The sequence below is a fragment of the Psychrobacillus sp. L4 genome (assembly GCF_042944905.1).
In the GTDB taxonomy this organism is placed as follows: Bacteria; Bacillota; Bacilli; order Bacillales_A; family Planococcaceae; genus Psychrobacillus.
In genome coordinates, this window is sequence record NZ_CP168496.1 from 2,420,107 (window position 1) to 2,445,137 (window position 25,031).

General features: G+C 36.0%; 26 protein-coding genes and 3 other annotated features. Of the genes, 3 read left to right on the top strand and 23 right to left on the bottom strand.

The window, feature by feature from the left end; genetic code table 11:
- Positions 1–11 precede the first annotated feature (11 nt).
- Together pheS and ACEPXG_RS11645 are read right to left on the bottom strand one after the other, a co-directional pair.
- Entirely contained in the window at positions 12–1,049 is a 1,038-nt protein-coding gene (pheS, locus tag ACEPXG_RS11640) for a phenylalanine--tRNA ligase subunit alpha (protein ID WP_391202446.1), read from the bottom strand.
- Positions 1,050–1,129: 80 nt separating this feature from the next.
- Positions 1,130–1,362 (bottom strand) — a binding site (T-box leader).
- A gap of 56 nt (positions 1,363–1,418) precedes the next feature.
- Complete coding sequence (locus ACEPXG_RS11645; protein WP_391202449.1) at positions 1,419–2,183, bottom strand: TrmH family RNA methyltransferase; 765 nt, start codon at positions 2,181–2,183, stop codon at positions 1,419–1,421.
- A 91-nt stretch (positions 2,184–2,274) separates the two neighbouring features.
- Between ACEPXG_RS11645 and sspI the strand changes: the two genes are divergently transcribed.
- Entirely contained in the window at positions 2,275–2,484 is a 210-nt protein-coding gene (gene sspI, locus ACEPXG_RS11650) for a small acid-soluble spore protein SspI (protein WP_387585291.1), read from the top strand.
- Between the two features lie 44 nt (positions 2,485–2,528).
- Here the strand turns inward: sspI and ACEPXG_RS11655 are convergent, their stop codons facing one another.
- Positions 2,529–3,029 (bottom strand): hypothetical protein, encoded by a 501-nt coding sequence (locus ACEPXG_RS11655; RefSeq protein WP_391202452.1) that lies wholly within the window; start codon positions 3,027–3,029, stop codon positions 2,529–2,531.
- Positions 3,026–3,235, bottom strand: coding sequence for a helix-turn-helix transcriptional regulator (locus ACEPXG_RS11660; RefSeq protein ID WP_391202455.1), 210 nt, complete (start codon positions 3,233–3,235; stop codon positions 3,026–3,028). The genes ACEPXG_RS11655 and ACEPXG_RS11660 overlap by 4 nt, the downstream gene beginning before the upstream one ends.
- A 270-nt stretch (positions 3,236–3,505) precedes the next feature.
- Between ACEPXG_RS11660 and ACEPXG_RS11665 the strand changes: the two genes are divergently transcribed.
- Complete coding sequence (locus ACEPXG_RS11665; RefSeq protein ID WP_391202458.1) at positions 3,506–4,900, top strand: FAD-binding oxidoreductase; 1,395 nt, start codon at positions 3,506–3,508, stop codon at positions 4,898–4,900.
- Between the two features lie 188 nt (positions 4,901–5,088).
- Here ACEPXG_RS11665 and argF read toward each other — a convergent pair whose 3' ends face one another.
- The 3 genes from argF to ACEPXG_RS11680 form a co-directional block, all read right to left on the bottom strand.
- Positions 5,089–6,054 (bottom strand): ornithine carbamoyltransferase, encoded by a 966-nt coding sequence (argF, locus tag ACEPXG_RS11670; protein ID WP_391202461.1) that lies wholly within the window; start codon positions 6,052–6,054, stop codon positions 5,089–5,091.
- A gap of 142 nt (positions 6,055–6,196) precedes the next feature.
- A complete protein-coding gene (locus tag ACEPXG_RS11675) occupies positions 6,197–7,285 on the bottom strand; it encodes a M42 family metallopeptidase (protein WP_391202464.1) in 1,089 nt (362 codons plus the stop codon).
- Positions 7,286–7,446: 161 nt separating this feature from the next.
- A complete protein-coding gene (locus ACEPXG_RS11680) occupies positions 7,447–7,932 on the bottom strand; it encodes a dUTP diphosphatase (protein WP_391202467.1) in 486 nt (161 codons plus the stop codon).
- A 93-nt stretch (positions 7,933–8,025) separates the two neighbouring features.
- Here ACEPXG_RS11680 and ACEPXG_RS11685 point away from each other — a divergent pair, with 93 nt between their 5' ends.
- Entirely contained in the window at positions 8,026–8,412 is a 387-nt protein-coding gene (locus ACEPXG_RS11685; protein WP_391202470.1) for a sigma-w pathway protein ysdB, read from the top strand.
- A gap of 261 nt (positions 8,413–8,673) precedes the next feature.
- On the opposite strand, the gene ACEPXG_RS11690 is transcribed toward ACEPXG_RS11685, so the two are convergent.
- From ACEPXG_RS11690 to ACEPXG_RS11765, 16 genes are all read right to left on the bottom strand, one after another.
- Positions 8,674–8,958 carry a DUF1294 domain-containing protein gene (locus ACEPXG_RS11690; protein ID WP_391202473.1) on the bottom strand — a complete coding sequence of 95 codons (285 nt, stop codon included), beginning with the start codon at positions 8,956–8,958 and terminating at the stop codon, positions 8,674–8,676.
- 58 nt (positions 8,959–9,016) lie between these two features.
- The gene (gene rplT / locus ACEPXG_RS11695) at positions 9,017–9,376 is read right to left on the bottom strand and encodes a 50S ribosomal protein L20 (RefSeq protein ID WP_151700570.1); all 360 of its coding nucleotides are present in this window, start codon (positions 9,374–9,376) and stop codon (positions 9,017–9,019) included.
- Positions 9,377–9,420: 44 nt separating this feature from the next.
- The gene (gene rpmI, locus ACEPXG_RS11700; protein WP_093536914.1) at positions 9,421–9,621 is read right to left on the bottom strand and encodes a 50S ribosomal protein L35; all 201 of its coding nucleotides are present in this window, start codon (positions 9,619–9,621) and stop codon (positions 9,421–9,423) included.
- Positions 9,622–9,651: 30 nt separating this feature from the next.
- Positions 9,652–10,215 (bottom strand): translation initiation factor IF-3, encoded by a 564-nt coding sequence (gene infC / locus ACEPXG_RS11705; protein ID WP_387585314.1) that lies wholly within the window; start codon positions 10,213–10,215, stop codon positions 9,652–9,654.
- A gap of 39 nt (positions 10,216–10,254) precedes the next feature.
- Positions 10,255–10,403 (bottom strand) — a sequence feature (ribosomal protein L20 leader region).
- A gap of 63 nt (positions 10,404–10,466) precedes the next feature.
- The gene (gene thrS / locus ACEPXG_RS11710) at positions 10,467–12,392 is read right to left on the bottom strand and encodes a threonine--tRNA ligase (RefSeq protein WP_391202476.1); all 1,926 of its coding nucleotides are present in this window, start codon (positions 12,390–12,392) and stop codon (positions 10,467–10,469) included.
- 69 nt (positions 12,393–12,461) lie between these two features.
- Positions 12,462–12,691: a binding site (T-box leader), on the bottom strand.
- A 50-nt stretch (positions 12,692–12,741) separates the two neighbouring features.
- A complete protein-coding gene (gene dnaI, locus ACEPXG_RS11715; RefSeq protein ID WP_391202479.1) occupies positions 12,742–13,683 on the bottom strand; it encodes a primosomal protein DnaI in 942 nt (313 codons plus the stop codon).
- Between the two features lie 8 nt (positions 13,684–13,691).
- Positions 13,692–15,047 carry a replication initiation and membrane attachment family protein gene (locus ACEPXG_RS11720; protein ID WP_391209890.1) on the bottom strand — a complete coding sequence of 452 codons (1,356 nt, stop codon included), beginning with the start codon at positions 15,045–15,047 and terminating at the stop codon, positions 13,692–13,694.
- A 29-nt stretch (positions 15,048–15,076) separates the two neighbouring features.
- A complete protein-coding gene (gene nrdR, locus ACEPXG_RS11725) occupies positions 15,077–15,541 on the bottom strand; it encodes a transcriptional regulator NrdR (RefSeq protein WP_391202482.1) in 465 nt (154 codons plus the stop codon).
- Between the two features lie 118 nt (positions 15,542–15,659).
- Positions 15,660–16,043, bottom strand: coding sequence for an adenosylmethionine decarboxylase (gene speD, locus ACEPXG_RS11730; RefSeq protein ID WP_387585321.1), 384 nt, complete (start codon positions 16,041–16,043; stop codon positions 15,660–15,662).
- Positions 16,044–16,248: 205 nt separating this feature from the next.
- A complete protein-coding gene (locus tag ACEPXG_RS11735) occupies positions 16,249–17,253 on the bottom strand; it encodes a glyceraldehyde-3-phosphate dehydrogenase (RefSeq protein ID WP_391202485.1) in 1,005 nt (334 codons plus the stop codon).
- Positions 17,254–17,375: 122 nt separating this feature from the next.
- Complete coding sequence (gene coaE / locus ACEPXG_RS11740) at positions 17,376–17,966, bottom strand: dephospho-CoA kinase (protein ID WP_391202488.1); 591 nt, start codon at positions 17,964–17,966, stop codon at positions 17,376–17,378.
- 12 nt (positions 17,967–17,978) lie between these two features.
- Complete coding sequence (mutM, locus tag ACEPXG_RS11745; RefSeq protein ID WP_391202491.1) at positions 17,979–18,851, bottom strand: bifunctional DNA-formamidopyrimidine glycosylase/DNA-(apurinic or apyrimidinic site) lyase; 873 nt, start codon at positions 18,849–18,851, stop codon at positions 17,979–17,981.
- Positions 18,852–18,862: 11 nt separating this feature from the next.
- Positions 18,863–21,490 (bottom strand): DNA polymerase I, encoded by a 2,628-nt coding sequence (polA, locus tag ACEPXG_RS11750; protein WP_391202494.1) that lies wholly within the window; start codon positions 21,488–21,490, stop codon positions 18,863–18,865.
- A 114-nt stretch (positions 21,491–21,604) separates the two neighbouring features.
- Positions 21,605–22,576, bottom strand: a complete 972-nt coding sequence (gene hflC, locus ACEPXG_RS11755; protein ID WP_391202497.1) for a protease modulator HflC — start codon at positions 22,574–22,576, stop codon at positions 21,605–21,607.
- The gene (gene hflK, locus ACEPXG_RS11760; RefSeq protein WP_151700582.1) at positions 22,576–23,565 is read right to left on the bottom strand and encodes an FtsH protease activity modulator HflK; all 990 of its coding nucleotides are present in this window, start codon (positions 23,563–23,565) and stop codon (positions 22,576–22,578) included. The genes hflC and hflK overlap by 1 nt, the downstream gene beginning before the upstream one ends.
- 251 nt (positions 23,566–23,816) lie before the next feature.
- Entirely contained in the window at positions 23,817–25,031 is a 1,215-nt protein-coding gene (locus ACEPXG_RS11765; RefSeq protein WP_391202500.1) for a carboxylate--amine ligase, read from the bottom strand.

Here is a 25,031-nt window from a genome sequence, read left to right on the forward strand (position 1 = left end):
TCATTTCCTCCTTACACTTCTGTTCGGTGGAATTGCGATAAGAAACGCACATCATTCGTATAGAAATGACGAATATCTTCCACTCCATATTTCAACATTGCAATACGTTCTGGACCCATACCAAATGCAAATCCAGATAATTTTTTCGAATCATAGCCAGCCATTTCAAGTACGTTTGGATGAACCATACCAGCACCTAAAATTTCAATCCAGCCTGTTTTTTTACAAACGTTACAGCCACTGCCACCACATTTGAAGCAAGAAATATCCATTTCAACAGATGGCTCTGTGAATGGGAAAAAACTTGGACGAAGACGAATTTCGCGATCGTCACCGAACATTTTCTTAGCAAAAACAGAAAGTGTTCCTTTTAAGTCACTCATGCGAATATTTTCGCCAATAACTAGGCCTTCAATTTGCGTAAATTGATGTGAATGTGTCGCATCATCATTGTCACGACGGTAAACTTTCCCTGGACAAATAATTTTAATCGGCTTGCCTTCTTTTGCTTCCATCGTACGAGCTTGAACTGGTGATGTATGTGTACGAAGTAGTATATCTTCCGAGATATAGAAAGAATCCTGCATATCACGAGCTGGATGTCCCTTAGGTAAGTTCAAGGCTTCAAAATTGTAGTAATCTTTTTCTACTTCTGGACCTTCCGCAATTTCATAGCCCATGCTAATGAATAAATCTTCAATCTCTTCTACTACACGTGTTAGTGGATGATGATTTCCTGTTTTCACCGGACGACCTGGTAATGTAACATCAATCGATTCTTTCGCTAATTGTTCTTGGATGGCTTGTTCTTGAAGTAATGTCATGCGAGCTTCTAACACTTCTGTTACCTCTTCACGCACTACATTGACAAGTGCCCCCATTTTCGGACGTTCTTCTGCAGGAAGTTTACCCATTCCTTTTAAAAGATCCGTAATCGGTCCCTTTTTCCCTAAATAAGCAACACGTACATCATTTAATTCTTTGACGTTCCCTGAAGCTTCAATTTTTTGTAATGCTTCTTCTTTTAACTGTTGAAGTTGTGCTTCCATGTTTAAAATCCTCCTTTTTAAAAATGCCCAAGGCGCTGAAGTTAGCCAAAACCTAGACAAAATAAAAACCCCGCCCCTATAAAAGGGACGAGGACTAATTTCGCGGTACCACCCTGATTATTGCACAATAATTCGTGCAATCACTCAATTCGACTAACGGCTCTACACCGGCACACCTTTACAGCAATTGCTGGTCCCGGTGGCAGCTAACGGGGTGAACTTCTATATGTATTCTCTATTTACACTTTCAGTCAAGGTGTAAAATCCCTTTTTTCGAATCGTCATATATACTTTTCCCGATGACAGCTTTTTATAATTATCAAATTACATTCTATTATACGGAGTTTTAGCTATTTCTTCAAGTATGATTTATTTTAAGGTTAGGCCATACAGGAGAATCCCAGTTGCAACAGCAACGTTTAAAGATTCAGCATGTCCTAATAGAGGCACTATTATGTTCTGATCTGTTTTTTCTAGCAGTTCCGGATTGATGCCACTTCCTTCATTGCCAACGATTAATGCGAATGCATCGCCTTTTTTAACGTTATTAAATGGAGTAGAATTTTCAAAAGCAGTACCGAAAACAAGTACTTGGCGATCTTTTAACTGATCGACCCATGCATGTAAATCTCCTTTTACTACAGGGATATGAAAATGGGAGCCTTGTGCTGATCGTAATGTTTTGGAATTATAAGCATCTGCGGAACCTTTTCCAAGGATTACAGCATCAATTCCAGCCGCATCTGCTGTTCGAATCATTGTGCCAATATTTCCTGGATCTTGAACTGCATCTATTAATAGAAGACGATTCCATTTGAATTGTTCTGTTTCCTCTACAGTTTGTTGCTTACAGTGAGCGAATATACCTTGTGTATGCTCGGTTTCAGCAAGTTCTTTTTTAATGACATCATTTATTTCGACCATTTCTACATTATCAACATCCCAATTTACAGGAACTTTGGCACTATCGCTTATCATAATCGTTAGCACATTTTCTTTTTGTTTAATCGCTTCTTCTACTAAATGATAACCTTCTATGATGAATTCGCCTGTTTTATCGCGTTCTTTACGAACACTTAATAGTTTTTTCCAATGCTTCACAAGCGAATTTTGTTGTGATTCAATACGTTTCATTTATTTGTAACCGCCTTTTTATTTTAATAGTAACAAATTCGTGTATAGCTTGCGAGAGTTTGGGGAACATAATTTCGAGGAGTGATAAAAAATGGACTTTCAAATTCGAGAAGCAATATCAGCAAATATGAAAGGAAATAATGCATCTGAAATTCGAGCTGTTGTTGAAGATGCGATTCAAAGAGGAGAAGAGCATTTGCTACCTGGCCTTGGTGTCTTTTTTGAAAAATGGTGGAAGAATACGGATGACACAAAAAAAGATGCCGTATTAAATGAACTCGCAACTGCGTTTGCACAATAAAAATCATCCGTGAAGAAGAATGACTCTTCACGGATGATTTTTATTTACTCCTCCTCTTCCACGGTATGTTTTCGAATATTTACATAATAAATAAGATATTGGGTCATAGAAAGAACAACTAGATTCAAAATGATCAATAGCTTTGAAGTTGGTAATATTAGATGGATAACTGCGGATAAAGGCAATGACCATGAAAAGAAAGTATATACCTTTTGGGTTGCTTTTCTTGTAATCATTTGCCATGCTTCATCATCTTCCATATATTCTGGTGGTCTTAAACTCCAAATAGTTAATTTATTTCTTGGATTGTTTTTGTTATAGTTAGATATTTTCTTACCAAATATGATAACCATCACGATGTAAACAGGAATCAGTAAAAACATGATGAAACCTTCTAATGCGTCTAACTCCACAGAATAGGAAAACGAACTATTAGTCTGTGCAAAGTTAGATATTACACCAGTAATAATGATTGCAAATAACATAAACAGCAGAGCAAATGCCATTTGCCATAGCGGGTATTGCACTCGAAAATCCTTTTTCATTTCCATTCCTCCCCTTCTAACCAAAATAATTCATCCACTTTACATTCGAGAATATAGGCAAGCTTTAAAGAAAGTGTAATAGACGGAGAAAATTCCCCCTTTTCGATAAATCCGATTGTTTGTCTTGTTACCCCAGCTTTCTCTCCAAGCTCTCCTTGTGTATAACTAAATCTAGCACGCAATTCTTTTACTCGATTTTTTAACAAAATATCCCCTTCTTCCAACATGTTAACTATTATACCCTAAATGTAATGTACACTTAACATAATGTCAACTATTATTAACTAAATGTTATTTATACTTTGCTTCATCACTCCTTACTTTTATTCTCATAATAATTATTATAAGTAAAGGGCTATCGGTTCCTAATAAATTTAGTAAACTTGCTATTTTTTATTCTCCATTTATAATTAATTTACCGGAATTGTCTGAAATTATATTCTTGGTTTTTAATTTTTTGTAAAGAGGCGAATAAAATGAGTGCATCTATCGATAAAATAGTAGAAAATTTAATAGTTTTTTTAGATGAAGATCAAGTATCAGTCAATCAAATAGTTAGAGAGCTTCATAGTAAAGATGAGTCTTACCATGATGCTAGTCTTCCGGATGTAGTGGTTTTTCCAAAAACAGCTGCTGATGTTAGTAAAATTATGAATGTGGCAAATAATCTTCAAGTACCTGTTGTCCCTTTTGGTAGAGGATCAAGCCTTGAAGGGCATGTAATACCATACGACAATGGGATTACTATTGATTTTTCATTAATGGACAAAATTTTAGAAGTTCGTGAAAAGGATTTACTTGTAAAAGTGCAACCAGGTGTAACCAGAACACAATTAAATAAAGAATTAAAGAAATACGGACTTTTCTTTTCGGTAGATCCAGGAGCGGATGCTACATTAGGAGGAATGGCTGCAACAAATGCTAGTGGTACGACAACCGTAAAATATGGTGTAATGCGTGATCAAGTGCGCGATTTAGAGGTAGTTCTAGCAGACGGCACCATTATCCATACAGGGAGTTTAGCTGCTAAATCAGCATCTGGTTTTCATTTGAACGGACTTTTTGTAGGTTCGGAAGGAACATTGGGTTGCTTCACAGAACTAACATTAAAAGTTTACGGGATTCCGGAGTTTACAACAGCAGCAAGAGCCGTCTTCCCTACTGTGAAAAATGCTGTAGAAGCTGTTACATCCATTTTACAAGCGGGCATTCCAATTGCCCGGGTGGAATTAGTAGATGAGAGTTCTATTAGACAAGTGAATAAGTTTAGTGGAACAGATTATGCGGATAAACCTACATTATTTTTAGAATTCGAGGGCAATGAAGCAGGGCTAAAACAAGATGTAGAATTCACAAAAGAAATAATGGAAGATCACAACTGTGAGGAAATTCAATTTGAAACTGATAACACCGCTCGTACAAAACTATGGGATGCACGACATAATTTGGCTTATGCCTATATCCACGGTCATGTTGGGAAGAAAATGATGGTAACGGACGTTTGTGTTCCTATTTCAGAGCTAGCCAATGCTGTAATTTTTGCACGAAAAGAACTAGATGCTATTGACCTTCCTGGCGGGATACTTGGTCATGTAGGTGATGGTAACTTCCATGCATTATTAATGATCGATATGAGCAACCCGGAAGAATTAGCTAAAGCTGAAACATTTAATGAAAAAATTGTACTATATGCACTGGAACGGAACGGGACTTGTACGGGTGAACATGGTGTTGGCGTTGGTAAACAAAAATACCAAGCCGCTGAACATGGTGAGGCATTACAGGTGATGGAAAAGATTAAACTAGCATTAGATCCAAATAACATTTTAAACCCTAATAAAATTGTACAAATAGAAAAGATTGATAAATAAGTATTCTTTGATCTTTCTTTAATATAATAAAGAGTGATTCAGCGTCTCCCGAATCACTCTTCCTATGTAGCGATGAAGTCATCCATCTTGACGAACGACACCGCGTGTAGACTGCACTAAAAATACAATCTCTCTATATCAAGTTGCTAGACAAACCCTGTCATTGCAACCTCTTCCTAAACTAATTATTATGCCATCACTGATGCAAGCAATGCTTTTTGCGCATGCAAGCGATTTTCAGCTTGTTGAAAAATATACGAATTAGGTCCATCAATAACAGATGTCGCAACCTCTTCCTCACGGTGTGCTGGTAAGCAATGCAAGAACATATAATTACTCTTCGCATTTGCCACTAGTGCGTCATTGATTTGGAATTCTTTAAAATCTGCTAAACGTTTTTCAGCTTCCGCTTCTTGCCCCATCGATGTCCACACATCGGTATAAATAACATCCGCATTTATAGCTGCTTCTACCGGATCATTTGAAACAAATAGAGAGCCTCCATTTTCTAGAGCAATCGTTTTTGCTTTTTGAATAATTTCCTCGTCCGCTTCATACCCAACTGGAGTCGCAACGGCGATATGCATACCTATATATGCTGCTGCAATTACTAGGGAATGTGCTACGTTATTTCCATCTCCGATATAAGCAATTTTCAAGCCAGCCGTATATCCTTTCACTTCATGGATTGTCAAAATATCCGCCAATGCCTGACATGGATGAAATATATCCGTTAATCCATTAATAACAGGGATGCTTGCATGTTCTGCAAGTTCTTTCACCATTTCATGGGAATTCGCCCGAATCATAATCCCATCTAAATAACCAGACAATACGTTTCCCGTATCATAAACAGACTCTCCACGACCGATTTGCAAATCCCGTGCATGCATAAACATACCATTCCCACCCAGTTGTTTCATTCCAACTTCAAATGAAATTCTAGTTCGAGTAGAATGTTTTTCAAAAATCATCCCTAATGTTTTACCTTCTAATAAAGGGGGACACTTCCCTGCTTTCGTTAGCTTTTTCAACGAGACTGCTAAATGGATTAGATCACTAACTTCCTTCTTTGAGAAATCAAACAGCGTCAATAAACTTTTACCCTTTAAACTATCAACAACCTTTAAGTTAGCCCATTCCAGCAATTTCATTAATAAAAACTCCTTTTTCCTTATATTTATGTATTACTTATTATAAATATGAATAAACATAAAGTCAAATGAATTTTTATACATTTTATAAATTATTAAAACGTCTAGAAAAGACTAATTCAAGCCTTTCTAGACGTCTATTTTAACCAAATGTTATTTTATTTACTGTATCTCTGTCTAATTTTTTTATTACCTCTATCATCAACTTTACTGTATTTTCATAATCATCACGGTGTAAAATTCCAGCGTGTGAATGAATATAGCGAGTTGCAACTCCAATTGCTAATGCAGGAACTCCATTTAATGAAATATGCATTGATCCTGCATCTGTTCCACCACCTGGAATTGTTTCAAATTGATAAGGAATATTTTTTTCTTCCGCAGTATCTACTACCAAATCACGTAATCCTTTATGCGATACCATTGAAGCATCGAATAAAATGATTTGTGGACCTGCACCCATTTTACTTGTCGATTCTTTTGGCGTGATTCCAGGAGTATCTCCTGCAATGCCTACATCGACTGCAAAACCGATATCTGGTTTTACTTTTACTGTAGAAGTTTTAGCACCACGAAGACCAACTTCTTCCTGTACATTTCCTACTCCGTAAACAATATTCGGATGTTTTTCGTTCTTTAAACCTTTTAATACATCAATAGCTATGGCACAACCAATGCGGTTATCCCAAGCCTTTGCTAATAGTAGCTTTTCATTGTTCATTACAGTGAATTCGAAATATGGAACAACCATATCACCAGGTAGTACTCCCCATTCCATTGCTTCTTCTTTTGAAGATGCACCAATATCGATAAACATGTCTTTAATATCTACCGGTTTGTTACGTGCTTCCGGTGAAAGAATATGTGGAGGTTTCGAACCAATGACTCCAGTAACTGTACCATTTTTTCGAGTAACGATTGTTACACGTTGAGCAAGCATTACTTGTGACCACCAGCCGCCTACTGTTTGAAAACTTAAAAATCCTTTGTCATCAATTTTAGAAATCATGAATCCAACTTCATCTAGATGCCCCGCTACCATTATTTTAGGACCGTTTGCATCGCCAACTTTTTCTGCAATTAAACTTCCTAGATTGTCATACTCAATTTTATCCGCATGGGGAGCTATGTATCTTTCCATTACCTCACGTGCTTCACGTTCATTTCCTGGAATTCCTTTTGCATCTGTTAAATCTTTTAACATTGTCAATGTTTCATCTAGCTTCATCATTATTTCGACCTCCAAAACAGTTTCTATGATTTTATTATAAAGTATCATGAAAGCATTTACAAAATATTTATCAAATTCTACTTGGAGTAATTCCCCGCCGTTAATTGGCTATGAAAACAGTGTGTTTCTATAAGATTTAATTCAGCAGCGATTGAATTAAGTTAGTAACCTAATCGTTGTCGTTCATAATTTTTTTCGTTTTTACTAATATACGCAGCAACTAATTCTTCACTCGTAAAACCAAGTAATTTGGCAATTGCACCATACTGAATCCATACTTCTTTGTATTTTTCAATTTTTGGCTCGTTTAAAAATTGATGTATTGAACTAGAGGTAGAAAGAAAAAGAGCTGTTAAATCTCCTTCTCTTTCTTCCAATGGCCATATTGTTAAGTGTTGGAGATTCTTTTCAATACCAAGGGACAACAAAAAATGAATAGAATCTACATACTCTTCTAATATCACCCCGCGTTCAGATGAACCCTTTTCACTCCAAAACTTAAAACATCTTGTTTCATTTGCTAATTCAGCAAGCTCGACAAGTAAAGCTAATCCTTTTTTTATAAAGACGTCTTCCACCACTTGTTTGTTTGATTGAATATATTGATCTAAAGCTTTCTGCATTGTAAAAAGTTTTTCTAAATTCATTATTTCCTCCAAAAAATTCATTTATTTTTGAAACCAAACTACCTCTATTATCGTATAGCAGATACTATGTATTTTACAAGGAGGACATTAGAAATGGTCCATTTACTTAGATTGCTCATAATCGCCATAATAATATATGGTTTTTATAAAATTCTACGTTATTTGTTTGATCCGAAAAGAAAACTCGACGAAGCATATGAGAAGGAAGCGTATTATTTTTATGACGATATAAAAAATGTCCGCAGAAATTTTTTCATTACGTATAAAGGTGCCATTTTTGAGGGAGAAAAATATTTAGGTACAACCGATCAAGCATTTGAAGTCGTATCTATTTTCGTATGGACAAAAGATCCCGACAAGCTTCAAGGCTTTACTAAAGAAGATTTTCGTTTCCTTCAAAATGAAATTAAGATGAATTACCCTGTTGCCAAAATTAGCTGGAAAAGTCCAATAGAACAATTAATGAAAGAAGAATCATAGATCAAAAAATAAAGCTATTCTGCACAATGCTCGTGTTATCTCAGAAAATCCCTAAGTATCTCAGAAAATCCCTGAGTATTTCAGAACAACCCTGAGTATCTCAGAACATCCCTGAGTATCTCAGAAAATCCTTAAGTATCTCAGAAAATCCCTGAGTATCTCAGAAAATCCCTGAGTATCTCAGAAAATCCCTGAGCTTCTCAGAAAATCCCTGAGCTTCTCAGAAAATCCCCTGCCAAGAACTTTAAAAAGCGAACAATCCTATGCAATTATAGGGTTGTTCGCTTTTACTATCCAAAAGATTAAAAATGCATAAATAATCATTAACATTAAAAACCCAACTCGGAAATTAGTATGCTTCGTTTTGTGTCGAAATAATTGCATTCCGAAATAAGCTCCTATACCTCCGCCGAATAATGCGAGCATCCACAAAGTACGCTCTGAAACTCTTTGTTTATGTTTTTTTGCTTGAGACTTATCATAACCCATTACAAAAAAAGCGATCAATGACATGATTAATATAAATAACAGGATGATCTCTTCCATCGTATTCTCCTTGTACAAAAAAGGCTGATAGAATCTCTATCAGCCTTTTCATCTAATATTATTTAGTAATTGCTTTTTTCGCTAAATCTGCTAATTGTGTGAATGCTTGAGCATCTGTCACAGCTAGGTCAGCTAACATTTTACGGTTAACTTCGATTTCAGCTAATTTTAATCCGTGCATTAAACGGCTATAAGAAAGTCCGTTTAAACGTGCTGCTGCATTGATACGTGTAATCCATAGTTTACGGAATTCACGTTTTTTGTTGCGACGGTCACGGTATGCATACATTAAAGATTTCATAACCTGTTGGTTTGCTACTTTATATAATGTATGTTTAGAACCGTAATAACCTTTAGCTAATTTTAATACCTTTTTACGACGCTTTTTTGTTACTGGTGTGCTTTTTACGCGTGGCATAGTTCATTACCTCCTGCTATTCTTTCGAATGATTGAATTTCAAATTATTTCATGTAAGTAAGTAAAGTTTTGATGCGTTTGTAGTCTCCAGATGAAGCTACTTTAGATTTACGTAGTTTACGTTTAGCTTTAGTAGATTTGTTAGCGAATAAGTGGCTTCCAAAAGCACGGTCATGTACTAATTTTCCTGTACCCGTTTTTTTGAAACGCTTCGCAGCTCCACGGTGAGTTTTCATTTTCGGCATGTCGAATTCCTCCTAAACAATTGTACTCTATTACTGTTTTTCGTTCTTTGGTGCAAGTACCAAGAACATGCTACGGCCATCCATTTTCGGTTTTGACTCGATTGTGGATACTTCCGTACAAGCTTCAGCAAAACGATCTAATACTCGTTGACCAATCTCTTTATGAGTAATGGCACGACCTTTAAAACGAATAGATGCTTTCACTTTATCTCCTTTTTCAAGGAACTTGATCGCGTTTTTTAATTTCGTTTGGAAATCATGTTCATCGATTGTTGGGCTCAAACGAACCTCTTTCATCACGATGATCTTTTGATTTTTACGAACTTCACGATCTTTCTTTTGCTGCTCAAATTTGAATTTACCATAGTCCATGATACGAGCGACTGGTGGCTTGGCTTGAGGAGCCACAAGGACAAGATCCAAATTTACACGGCCGGCAATTTCAAGTGCTTCATTACGTGTTTTCAATCCTAATTGATCGCCATTTTGATCGATAACTCGTATTTCGCGTGCTCTAATGCCGTCGTTCACATACATGTCTTTGCTAATAACAATCCACCTCCAGATAGTGTCGCGAATACATGGTTTGGGCATAAATTCCGTAGAAACGAATTACTTACGCCGTTTTCGATCAAATAAAAAAACGAGCAGACATAAGATGTATGTCTGCCCGCCGATATGTTAACATGTAGCAACCTACATATTACAGTCGATCGTGTGCTTACCAGTCAACAACTTGCTGTGTCGAACAGGTGAGAAGCGGGCAGCCTCTTCTTATACCACAAACTTGTATTCAATAACCTTAATAACTATATCACGTTGTACATAGCATGTCAACATTAAAATTAATGTGAAACTTCTTCTTGAATTCTAGCTAAGAATTCATCAAATGGGATACTTTCAGAGTTCTGTTCTCCGTATTTACGTACGTTTACATTGCCCGCTTCTAATTCTTTATCTCCCAGAACAAGCATATAAGGAATTTTGTGCATTTGTGCTTCGCGAATTTTATAACCAAGTTTCTCTTCACGATCATCCATTTCCACACGTAAACCAGCCGCCACTAATTGCTCCTCAATTTGTTTTGCATATTCAAAGTGCACTTCATTTGATACAGGAATAATTTCTACTTGCACTGGTGCTAGCCAAGTTGGGAATGCACCTTTGTATTCTTCGATTAAGAATGCAACAAAACGTTCCATTGTAGAAACTACACCACGGTGAATTACTACCGGACGATGTGGCTTTCCATCTTCTCCTACGTAAGTTAAATCAAAACGTTCCGGCAATAAGAAGTCAAGTTGCACAGTTGACAATGTTTCTTCTTTACCAATCGCTGTTTTTACTTGAACATCTAATTTAGGACCGTAGAATGCAGCTTCACCTTCCGCTTCGAAGTAATCTAAACCTAGCTCATCCATCGCTTCTTTTAACATGCTTTGTGCTTTTTCCCACATTGCATCGTCGTCAAAGTATTTTTCTGTATCTGCAGGATCACGATAAGATAAACGGAATGAATAGTCTTTTAAGTCAAAGTCTTTATATACTGAGATGATTAACTCTACTACCTTTTGGAATTCAGATTTAATTTGATCAGGACGTACGAAAAGATGAGCATCATTTAATGTCATCCCGCGAACTCGTTGAAGACCAGAAACTGCTCCCGACATTTCATAACGGTGCATTGTACCTAGCTCTGCGATACGAAGTGGCAGATTTCGGTAAGAATGCATCCCATTTTTGAATATCATCATATGGTGAGGACAGTTCATTGGACGTAATACTAATGTTTCGTTATCCATTTCCATTGGCGGGAACATAGAATCTTGGTAATGTTCCCAGTGCCCTGATGTTTCATATAGCTCTTTAGAACCTAATACAGGTGTGTAAACATGCTTATAGCCTAGCTTTAACTCTTTATCTACAATATATCGTTCAATTACACGGCGAATTGTCGCCCCATTTGGTAACCATAATGGTAACCCTTGCCCTACTTTTTGAGAGTTCATAAATAGATCTAATTCTTTCCCAATTTTACGGTGATCACGTTCTTTTGCTTCCTCCAACATTTTCAAGTGTGCTTGAAGGTCTTCTTTTTTAAAGAATGCAGTACCATAAATACGTTGAAGCATTTTGTTATCACTATTTCCACGCCAGTATGCACCAGCAATGCTTAATAGTTTAAACTCTTTTAATTTACCAGTCGAAGGAGCATGTACTCCACGACAAAGGTCGAAAAATTCACCTTGCTCGTAAATAGAAACTTGTTCTCCTTCAGGGATAGCACCTAAAAGTTCTACTTTATATTCATCCTCTTCAAATTTATCGAAAGCTACTTCACGAGATACATCGTGTCTTACAATTTCGATGTTCTCATTGATAATTTTTTTCATTTCTTTTTCGATTAACACTAAATCGTCTGCAGTTATTGGCTCCGGCGAATCAATATCATAATAAAATCCATTTTCAATAACTGGACCTATACCAAGTTTTACATCTTTAAACAATCGTTTCACCGCTTGCGCTAGTAAATGCGCTGAGCTATGACGCAATATTTCTAACGCTTCATCTGATTCTGGAGTAATAATTGCAATGTCCCCATCTTTTGTAATAGGAGTTTTTAAGTCAATTAATTGTCCACTTAATTTACCTGCAAGTGCTTTTTTACGTAATCCAGGGCTAATCGATTGAGCAATTTCTTCTGTCGATGTCGACATAGGAAACTCTTTTACTGCTCCGTCTGGAAATTTCAACTTAATAACTTCTGTCATTATGAACACTCCTCTTATTAATATCACTTTGTTTATAAGATAAAAAAACATAAAAAAACCCCATCCCTAAAAAGGGACGAGGTTAAATCGTGGTTCCACCCTTCTTCTGTCTATCCAACAATACAAATAGACGAAGCTCTGCATCGGCTAACGGGCCGGTCACCGGTAATTGCTAATGTAGTTCACAATTACTGCTCCGAGGTGGTAAATCGATTGCCGATACTTAAGAAGCTTCCAGCCTAGGCTTCTCTCTCTAAAAAGTCGTACAAACTGATTGTTGTCCTCTTCCTTGCATTTCATTATTCTTATGTCAATGATTATACGCCACTCAAAAATCATTTGCAAGCCGTTATTTCTTGTCTCGCCAATTCTTTCCTTGAAGCGAAATTGGAATGGTAAGCGCACGAATTCTCTCCATAATACGCCCAGCTTTTACTACCTCTTTTTCTCCTCGTTGTGTAAATGATAAATGATGTTCTAATTCATCATAATTGAAATTGGAAGTCAAAAAGGTAGGAAGTTGCTCCGACATTCGGTAATGCAAGATGGTTCCAAGTATTTCATCTCTTGTCCAACTAGACATTGTTTCGGCACCAATATCATCTAGCATTAATACAGGAGCTCGTTTGACAAACTCGATTTTTTCAGCAAGTGATTGATCTTGAATCGCTTGTTTCATTTCTCGCAAAAATTCTGGAACATATACGACTACTGAGTGAATATGCCTTGCTGCTAACTCATTTGCTAGCGCTCCAAGCAAATAGGACTTCCCTACACCAAATTTGCCATAAATATAAAGACCCTTGGAAGGAAGAACACTTGTACGCTCCCACTCATTTAAAAAATCTTTCGCCGCTCTAACAGCAACCACTCTGCTCCCATCTTCTAGGTCAACACCCGCCAGATGCGCTTCCATAACCTCTTTTGGCATATGGATACTATCAATCATAGAGGTTACTTTCCTACGTTCATCTTCTATTACTCCACGATTACAGCGAACGTATTCCAAGGCAATAAGATTGCGATCTAAAACTAACCTTGGTTCATAGCCTTTCATATAGTTACTACATAATTCAAGTGATTGACAAGATTCACAATGATGCGTTTGAGATTTATATTCATATAACTTACTTAAACTTCGATCAACTATTTTTTTCGAAATAGTAGCTGCATTTTCTTCTAGAAACTTTTGTATATCTGGATTTTCTAGCACTTCTCGTTTCATGTCATCCAGTCTGGAGGAAAATTCAGGTGTTATGACCCTCTTTAATGTCTCATTAATTCTTTCCATAAAACCACCTACCTTTCCGTGACGCCTAGTTCAGCTAAAAGTTTTTTTCGTTCTTCTTCTATATTTTGAATTCCATTGGTCGATTCCCCAGATTGTTTCGTTTCTCCGTCTTTTTTGTAAAACCAATCTGGTACTTTCTCTTCTCGTGTCGGTTTTTTCGCATAAGTCTTTTGCTTAGAACCTTCATTTTTCCATTTCATATATTGTTCATGTTCGTTTCGAGCAAGCTCCATTGCTTCTTTCGCTGTTTTTACATCTTTTCGCATCCAATGAGACGCTATTTTTTCTGCATAGTTTTTCGTTAACTTCATATCAGTACGTAGGAGCACATATTGCAATAGAACATTCACAACACCTACAGGCATATTATAGTGCGTCACTAAATGATTTGCCAACTGAACATCAGCAAGTATAGGTTCTTTTCCTTTAGCAATATCCCTTAAAACAGCCACAGGGGAAGTAGTTTCTAAATAGTGAATAAGTTCTTCTTCCTTTGTTAAAGGTGTTTTATTTTCAGGAACTGTATTTTTAGTTTGGGTCACATTTTGTATAATTGGCGCCTTTTTCGATACCGTCAATTTATAATAATCGGCGCACGCTTTTTTTAATCTCGCTTCAGCTAGTTGCAGTTCATCATCTAATGCAAGAATGACAACTTTTTGCATTTCAATTGGATTTAGATTATATAAAAAAGCGAGTTTTGCTATTACTTCTTTTGCTTCGATCGTCATCGCAGATTTCGGAACGAGTTGCTCGGACAAACCTTCTTGTAATAAAGAAAAATCAAAATCCTCATAATAAAACGGAAGTGAATTATTTCTTTTCTTCGATTCAAATTCATCGTCATATGAAATTTGTTCACCACTTTTTGTAGAAGGTTTAAATACATCCATAAACGTACGAGAAACATCTTTAAATCCTTCATTCCAGTTGGACATTTGAATAAATCGATTTCTCAATTGCTTATATGCATTTTCCCCAATTTTGTTCAGTAAAAACATTGATAATAGCGGGTCCTTTAAAAAGGACTCAGCATCTAAAGGAGCCGCAAGTTCGTAATGAAAAAAACGTGTACCCTCTTCTGTCTTTTGCCATGAACGAAGTAAACCTATTGCCTCCAAAGCGATTCTCGCTTGAAAAATCTTTCCAATCGAAACACCTAACACATTCATCAGTTGGTAGTGTGGCCATTGTTCGCTACTTTTTAACTCTCCATCCGCCCATAAGGTTAAATACAAACTAATACCTTCTGCTCCAACTAATGGTTGATAAAATAAAGTTAATAATTGACGATCATAATCTGAAAAAGAATATGGCAAGCGAATTTTATACATGTCAGCTGGCTGTAGCTCCTTATATAACATCGACAATTGCGCCTACTCCCCTTTGCTTCTTATAAAGACGGATTTTTCTTTAATATTTCTTTGATTTCATCTATAAAAACATTTATATCTTTAAATTGGCGATATACAGATGCAAATCGAACGTAGGCAACTTCATCTATACCTGATAATTTATCCATCACCTTTTCTCCAACTACATCTGACCTAACTTCTGAATTACCCGTTCTTCGCAACTCCTTCTCGATGTAAAATACAAGATTTTCTAATTCATCTAACGCAACTGGTCTTTTTTCGCATGCGCGTATTAGGCCGCGTAATACCTTTTCACGACTAAACTCTTCACGAGAACCATCTTTCTTTACAACAATTAATGGCGTTTCTTCTACTTTTTCGAATGTTGTGAACCGAAATCCGCAATCCTCACATTCTCTCCTTCTTCTAATGGCCTTATTGTCATCTACTGGACGTGAATCGACAACTTTTGTGCCGTTATATTGACAAGTTGGGCATCTCATATTGATCTCTCCTAATTCCTACCGTTAATTTGTATACCTATTATAGCAATATTCTTCAATAAAATCGAAAAAGCAGAGGAATCTCTTCCTCTGCTCACTCATTTTGGCTAAAAGTCTATTATGCTTGAACTGTCAAACGTGATTTAGGTACACTTAGTGGACCCATTCCACGGGGCATTTCAATCGTTTCGCGTGTTCCAGCATTAAGAGCATCTGCAATATAGTTAGCTGCAATCGATGGATCTAAATCACCACATGTATACACATCAATGCTCGCATAACCGTGCTCTGGAAAGCTGTGAATCGTTAAATGCGATTCGGAAATTATAACGACTCCACTTACACCTTGTGGCGCAAATTTGTGAAATGCAACTTCTCTGATTTCAGCACCAGATCTTAGAGCAGCATCAACAAAAGTTTGCTCGATAAATGGCATATCGTTAAGTTTGTCGAAATCGCACTCCCATAGTTCTGCAATAATGTGACGTCCCATTGTTTCCAATGTCCGTTTCCCCCTTTGATAAAATTTGGTATAAAATTTTAAAAATCAAAGTTGACTACCACGGGGGAAAGTTAGTCCAAAGAGGTCCTAACCCTTTAAGTAGTCTGTGTACGTGAAGTACACGATTCTCATTATATGTTGTTTTTAAAAATTATGCAACTCATAATAAATCCTCTTTCAAAAAAATTGAAAGAGGATAGGTAAATTAAAGAGCTGAAGCAACCATTTTCGCTAAATCTACTACACGTGCTGAATAACCCCACTCGTTATCATACCAAGCAAGAACTTTTACTTTACGTTTCCCAATAACCATTGTTGTTAAACCATCGATCGTCGTTGAATTTGTGGTCGTATTGAAATCGATAGATACTAGTGGTTCCATCGTTAAACCAAGTATCCCTTTCATCGATCCCTCTGAAGCTTTTACAAATGCAGCATTTACTTCTTCGACAGTTACATCTTTTTGTAAGTCTACAACTAAATCTACTAAAGAAACATTAGGTGTAGGTACACGCAATGCCATACCATGCATCTTTCCTTCTAATTCTGGCAACACAATCGTTAGTGCTTTTGCTGCCCCGGTAGAAGTAGGAATAATAGATTGAGCACAAGCACGAGCACGACGTAAATCCTTATGCGGATTATCTAAGTTATTTTGATCATTTGTATACGAATGCACTGTTGTCATTAGTCCGTTTTCAATACCAAATGTGTCATTTAACACTTTGGCAACAGGAGCTAAACAGTTGGTCGTGCAACTAGCATTTGAAATTATTTGATGTTTGGATACGTCTAGTTGATGATCATTTACACCCATAACAATCGTTACATCTTCATTTTTCGCAGGAGCTGTAATAATTACTTTTTTTGCTCCAGCTTCTAAGTGAGCTGCCGCTTTTTCCCCGTCATTAAATTTCCCTGTTGATTCGATCACAATATCAACATTCAATTTTCCCCAAGGTAAATTTGCTGGGTCACGATCGTTTACGATTTGAACTCGTTTCCCATTAACGATTAAAAAATCATCTTCAATTGTAACTTCTCCTGTAAAAGTGCCATGAGTAGAATCATATTTGATCAAATGAGCTAATGTTTCTAATGGATATCTAGCATTAATTGCTACGACATTAATGTCCTCTTGTACAATTGCTTGGCGGAATACCATTCGTCCAATACGTCCAAATCCGTTTATTGCGATAGAAGCTATCATGAAAAAAATCCCCCTGTAACTATGTGATACTTTATATTTTATAACCTTGAAATAGTATAACACATTATCACAATCATGTAGCCTTAAATTAGAATTCAGAAAAGTTTTTTATTTCTTCATAACTAGCTATCCCAAATAGACAATATTTTCTTTAATTGTTCGTTCGTATCTTCTAAAGTTCCGTTGTTATAAATGACAGCATCCGCACCTTTTTCTTTAATAGAAAGCGGTAGTTGGGATTGAATTCTTGCCTTTGCATCTTCTAATGAATAATTATTACGAGCCATCAATCTCACAAGTTGCGTCTCTTCCGTTACTGTTACTACTAAGATTTTATTCACATAGGATTGAAGCTTGCTTTCGAACAATAAAGGGATATCCATAACAATTGTGTTATACCCATCTTGTAATAAGACATCTTTTTGTCGTAGCATCTCTTCACGAATAGCAGGATGCATAATATCATTCAATTGTTTTCTATCATGTGGACTGGAAAAAATAATATCCCCTAGCTTTTCACGATTTAGCGTTCCATCCTTTGAGATAACCACTTCTCCAAATATATCTTTGATCGCCTCAAGTGTTTCTGTTCCTTTTTCCACGACAATGCGCGCAACTAAATCAGCATCAATGATCGGATATCCAAGTTCTTTCAGCATTTTAGACACAGTACTCTTCCCACTCGCAATACTTCCTGTTAAACCAATAATCATTTGTTTCCTCCATTACCTCTGACATGTTCCACAATAAGTAGACGTTCGCCCACCAATTGTTTGTTGCAGTGTTTGTCTATTACAAATAGGGCACTTCTTTTTTCCATACATTTGCAATCTATTTTGCATATTCCCTGAGTCACCATTAATTTTTCGGTAATCAGAAATACTACTTCCACCTTGCTCAATACTATCTAATAGAACAATAACAATTTCGTTGAATAATTGTATTTTACGTTCTTTACTAATTCTTTTCACTTTTCTCCCTGGGTGAATTCGCATTCGGAACAATGCTTCTGTTGCATAAATATTTCCACATCCCGAAACAACATGACCGTCCATTATAAATTCTTTAATCGCTTTATTTTCATACTTAGACAGCATACTCATACCTAAATAATGATCCAAAGCATTTTGGTCAAAAGGCTCAGGAGCCATTAGTAATAAAGGCGGATGATCTTCTTCATTCTTTAGAAAACGCAACTCACCGAAACGACGAATATCTGCATAAACGAGCATGTCACCCCCAACAAGATGGAGGATGACATGCGTGTGCCGTTTAAATTTATCTTCTAAAATTTCATGTAAGCCTCTCACATAAAACCAAGCGCCTGACATACCAAGATGAGAAACGAGTAGGTAGGGTAGTTGATTTTTCATTAAATGAAAATAAATATATTTGGACCGTCTTTCGATACTTTCAATCGTCATATGTTGTAATGCTTTACGAAAAGATTCTACATCTAATCCTTTTAAAATCGCTTCTTTTCCATTTGCTTTAGAAGCAATAATCGTTTCTGAAACGTCCACTGATAGAATTGTTTTACCTGTAACGATTGGTTTTAACGAACGAACTAATCCTTCTACTTCTGGTAATTCCGGCATACTAAAACTCCTTACTTCGTTTCATACCAAGAGGAACCATATGCATATTCCACTTTTAAAGGAACGATTAGCTTGATTGCTGCCTCCATTACTTCTGGTACGATTTTTTCGAGTAATGCAATCTCTTCTTTTGGTGCTTCAAAAATAAGTTCATCATGCACTTGTAGCAACATCTTCGTTTGCATATTTTCTTCTTTTAATCGTTTCGCCATGTCAATCATCGCTTTTTTAATAATATCTGCGGCGCTTCCTTGAATCGGCGTATTCATCGCAGTCCGTTCCGCAAAGCTACGAAGGTTAAAATTAGAGCTCGTAATTTCAGGTAAGTATCTTCTTCTATTTAGAATAGTCGTCACATACCCATTTTGTTTTGCTTCCCGAACAATATCATCCATATATTCTTTTACACCAGGAAAACTGTTTAAATAGTTTTCAATAAATATTGCTGCTTCTTTTCTCGTAATATTTAAGTTCTGAGATAAACCATAATCACTAATGCCATAGACAATTCCAAAGTTTACTGCTTTTGCAGCACGTCGCATATCAGATGTCACGTCGTCTTTTTCAACATGGAATACGTCCATCGCTGTTTTCGTATGAATATCCATATCATTATTAAATGCTTCTACTAATTTCTCATCACGGCACATATGCGCAAGGACTCGTAGTTCGATTTGTGAATAATCAGCTGCGAACATCACCCAATCTGGATGAGAAGGAACAAACGCTTTTCTAATTTTTCTACCTTCCTCTAATCTAACAGGGATATTTTGTAAGTTCGGATTAATGGAACTTAGTCTACCTGTTGAGGTTAAGGCTTGTTGGTATCTTGTATGAATTTTTTGGTCACCTTCATGAATTTCTTTCATTAAACCTTCGATGTACGTAGAGTTAAGCTTCCCTAATTGACGATAGTTTAATATATACGAAATAATTTCATGCTCACTCTCAAGTTTTTCAAGTACATCCGCAGCTGTAGAGTAACCTGTTTTGGTTTTCTTCAATGGCGTTAATCCTATTTTTTCAAATAAAATAACACCTAACTGCTTTGGCGAATTAATATTAAATTCTTGTCCCGCTAAAGCATAAATATCTTTTTCAATAGAGCGTAGTTTTTGTTCCAAATCTACACCCATTTCTTTTAAAACTTGTGCATCCACTTTCACACCATCGGATTCCATTGTTCCTAGTATGGATGCTAGCGGTAATTCTAAATCTTTGTATAAACCGTATTGTTCATTTCCCTCTAATTTTTCTTCTAGTTTAGGCATTAATGTCCAAACTGCTTGTGCTTTTCTACAAGCATGCTCCGCAAGTTTCTCTAACACTGGAGTTGCTTTTTTCGCACCTTTACCATACACATTTTCATCTGTCAGCACTTCATAGTATCCAAATTCTTTCGCAATTGTAGCAACATCATCCGAAGAAATGGAAGGATTAACGATGTAAGCCGCAAGCAATAAATCAAAATCAGCACCTTGTAGACTTACATTGTGTTTCCGGCTAACAGCTTGAGTAGCTTTCGAATCAACTAAATATTTTACTTTCGTCTCATCTTCCAGCCATTCACAAAAGACTTCAGATTGAAAAGCTTTAGATCCAGAGACAAAATAGGAATGCTCCCCATCAAAAAGGGCTATCCCTAACAATTCACTTGTATGATACTGTTCATCAAACATTTCCAGATGAATCGCCATCTTACTTTTTAAAATAGATGGATTAATATCGTCTACAATTTCAAAACTCACTTCTGTAGTCGTTTGTTCATCTGTAATGTGTTCTGATTTATCTAGTAACGTTTTAAAAGAAAGTTCTTTCCATACAGCGGTCACTTCATCCATATTTGGACCATTGTATATCAAATCATCTACTGATACTTCGATAGGAGCGCTTGTTTCAATAGTAGCAAGCGTTTTACTCATTTTTGCTTGTTCTTCATTTGCCGTGAGTTTTTCTTTTAATTTCACTCCACTCACTGTATCTAATGCTTGATACAAGCTTTCGACAGATCCATGCTCTTTCAACAGTTTGATAGCTGTTTTTTCACCAACCCCAGGAACCCCAGGAATATTGTCTGAAGCATCCCCCATGAGCCCTTTCATATCAATAATTTGAAGAGGGGTTAAACCGTATTTTTCTTCAATATGAGATGGGGTATATTTTTCAATATCAGTGATACCTTTTCTTGTGATATATACAGTTGTATTTTCCGTAGCAAGCTGCGTTAAATCTTTATCTCCAGATACTACAATTACTTGTTGTCCTTTATCTTCTGCTTGCTTACAAAGTGTTCCAATAATATCATCTGCCTCGTACATTTCTAGCTCGTATCGTTTAATACCGTAAGCATCGATTAATTTGCGGACATACGGAAATTGCTCCGAAAGTTCCGGGGGTGTTTTCTGTCTTCCACCTTTATATTCACCAAATGTAGAATGTCTGAAGGTCGTTTTTCCAGCATCAAATGCCACTAGCATATGCGTTGGATTTTCTTCCTCCATAATTTTTTGAAGCATTAGTGTAAAACCATAAACCGCATTTGTATGTATGCCATGTTCATTTGTTAATAAAGGTAAGGCGAAAAAAGCTCGATACGCGAGACTATTTCCATCTAATAAAAGAACTTTTTCAGATGCCATTAACAATCACTCCCTATTTTAAAATGCGGAAACTTCCGCTTAACTTAGACTGGAAAATAAAATCGTCATTCCCTATATCTTACCACGAGAGTAAGGGGAATGACGATTCATATACTATTCTAAGTATCCCGAAAGAATTCTTGCATATGGAGAGGCTGAAGGAATTATAATCATCGTATCCGCCCCAATTGTTTTCTTATAGGATTCTAGTGTTCGGTAGAGCGAATAGAACTCAGGGTCTTTCGAAAACGATAAGTTATAAATTTTTGCAGCTTCAGCTTCTCCTTCTGCTTCAATAATGGCAGCTTCTTTTTTAGCTGTTGCTAACATTTCCTTTACTTTACGGTCCGTTTCCGCCTCAATACGTCGTTTATCCGCATCACCGGTTGACAAAAACTTTTGCGCTATCTTTTGCCGTTCAGAGATCATTTCATTATAAACAGATTGCTCGTTTTCTTCTGGCAAATCTATTCGTTTAATACGAACATCGACTACTTCAATACCATACTTATCTTTAAGTAAATGTTCATTTACTTCGGCTGTAATTTTATCATTTAGACTACCTCTAGATGAATTTTCATCATTAATAATATCATTATATTCTAATTGACCAAGCTCTGAACGAACAACGGAATAGATGAACTCTTCCATACGAGCACTAGCATTAACTAAGCTACCTGCACTTTTGATCATTTCTTTTGGATTTACAACGCGCCATACCGCATAATTGTCGATAATGATACGTCGTTTATCTTTCGTATTTATTTCTTTTTCAGAAAGTTTATAGTTCATTTGATATTTTGGTATTGTCGTTACACTTTGAACAAATGGAATTTTCATATAAACACCTGGTTCATATTTTACACCTATTACTTCACCAAATTGGCGAATTATTTTGTAATCTCCTTCTTTCACAACGTACACATTTGCAAGTGCAATAACTATCACGATAAAAGCTAGAAAAATAGTAATAAATGATTTATAGTGTTTTTTAAAATCAACAGGTGCTTTTTCCTTTTTAGGTTTATTTTCTACAGTTTTAAACTTTGCTTCTAAGTTGGAAAACGGATTATTATTATCCGCCATTATTGTCCGCTCCCTTCTTCTGTTTTTGTATCTGTATTCGTACCGGTTGGAGGATTCGTTTGTTTTTTAGACTCTAAAGTTTGAAGTGGTAAATATTTCATCGTTCCACTTTCATCATTCATAATATAAATTTGTGCATTCGGTAATACGACATCTAACGTTTCCATTATAAGTCGTTCTCTCGTAATCTCTTTATTATATTGATATCCTGCGAACAATTTATCAAATAACGCTACATCCCCTTTTGCTTGTTCGATGCGAGAAGTTTTTATACCTTCTGCATTTGAAATAATCGCATCTTTTTCACCAATTGCTTCACTCATTTTTTGGTTTTCATATTTTTCAGCTTGGTTCACCTTTGTATTTTTTGTTTCTTCTGCATCTGTTACGGCCATAAATGCGGAACGCACTTCATCGTTTGGTAACTCTACATCTTGTAATTTGACTGTAAGTACGGTAATTCCAATATTATATTTCTCAATTAATGAAGCAAGTAAGTCCGTTGTATCCGCTTCAATTTGAGCTTTTCCAGATGTAAGCGCATCATCTATTTTCGAATTTCCGATAACCGAACGAATGGAAGCTGATGTTGCATCATGAAGCATTTCTAGAGGATTTTCCGAGTTAAACAAATATGCTCTTGGATTTGTAATCTTCCACTGAACTACTAAATCCGTTAAGACAATGCTATCGTCTCCTGTGATCATTTTTGTATCCTTATCAAAGGAGGTAATTTCTCCATCTGGCGCTTGCTTATATCCAAACTGCAGACTAAACGTCTCCTTTGAAAGCTTTTCTACTTTTTGAATTGGCCAAGGTATCTTAAATTTAAGACCAGACTCTGTAATAGGATCACTAGCTTTTCCAAATGTTATAACTATTGCTTGTTCCGATTCATCTACTGTATACCAAGAAGTAAATACAGCAGATAATAAAATAACCCCTATAAATAAAGCAACAATGATAGAAATCAATCTCTTAGTACTCATTTCATTTCCCCTTTCTATGTATATCTCTTCTACGGAGTAACCACGCTTTTAGTTTCAAAAAATAAAGATTATTACAAAAGTGTTACTGGTGCCTGGCACCAGTAACACTTTCGTAACAATTAAGAAACATGGACTAAAATAAAAAAAAGCTAGCAATGCGCTAGCTTTTTTAGACAAATCATTTGGAAAAGGGGTCTATTTCAATATAGCAAATGATTGTAAATAGAATGTGAAAATAATGTAAATTTCCCTTACCAATTATTATTTTTATACTTTTTGTAGTAATTAAACTGACGTGCTAGTAAAAACAACTTACGCATTAAGTGCTTATCCTTTTTATAGAACAGTGGGTTACCCCACTTTCCTTCTTTCAAAAGTTGTTTAATTTCTGTTTGGATTTCTTTATTATCTACAAACTTTTTCAAAACAATTTTAGGCACGACCGTAAATAAATAATGTTCGTCTAACAAGGTAAGTGGTTTTTCTTTGTTGTAAATAACATCATCTACAAAATAACGCGCCATATTATGTCCCAAGGCAGTCGTATAATAACTAGATCGCCCTTGTCGAATATTTACTTCAAATACTTTAAACTTACCGTCCCGTTCATCATATTTCAAATCGAAGTTTGCAAATCCCACATAACCTACTGCTTCTAAGAAATGTTGAAGTTTTAGCATCATTTCCTCATTGTATCTCGTAATAAGTGCCGTGTAGTTACCAATAGCAGTTACAGTGTGCTCCTGAAGCACAACTTGGGCAAATGTACTTAATTGTGCTTTACCCTTCGAACTCATGTAAAACACAGAATCCCACATGTAGGTGTCGTCGCCTGGAATATAATCTTGTATGATTAAATCTTCTACATATCCGCTTGCATTTACTTGGTTTATAACATCATTTAACTCTTTTCTATTTTCTACGCGATATACTTTTTGCTGCCCCGGGAACTTATTTTTATAATATTGGACACCATTGCTCGGTTTAACAATTAAAGGAAATAATACTTCTTCCAAGAAAGGCTCCTTTGTTAAACAAGAATAGTAGTAAGTTTTAGGTGCATCAATCCCATGTACCTCACATAATTTATAAAAATTCGCTTTCACGAGTAAATTATTCATCAGTTCTTCTGACATATAGTTAAAGACATACATTTTTCCCAAGACTTCAGCATGTTCAATAATCAAACGTACATAAAAATCGTTCGTGCCTATAAGCAATAATTGTTTTCCAGCAACCTTGTATTTTTCTGCAACTTCAGTTAAAACCGCAACAAATGCTGTCTTATCCCAAAGATTGGAGTGAATTTCTACATGGTCGATCATATTACTCCATTTAGTGAAAGACATTTCTTCTTTCCCAACTAAGATTGGCTTAATATTATATTCCTCATGAAATGAAATTGCCATATTGTATGCATTTATATCTGTCCCAATAATAATTGGGATAAAGGGTTGATTGTTCAT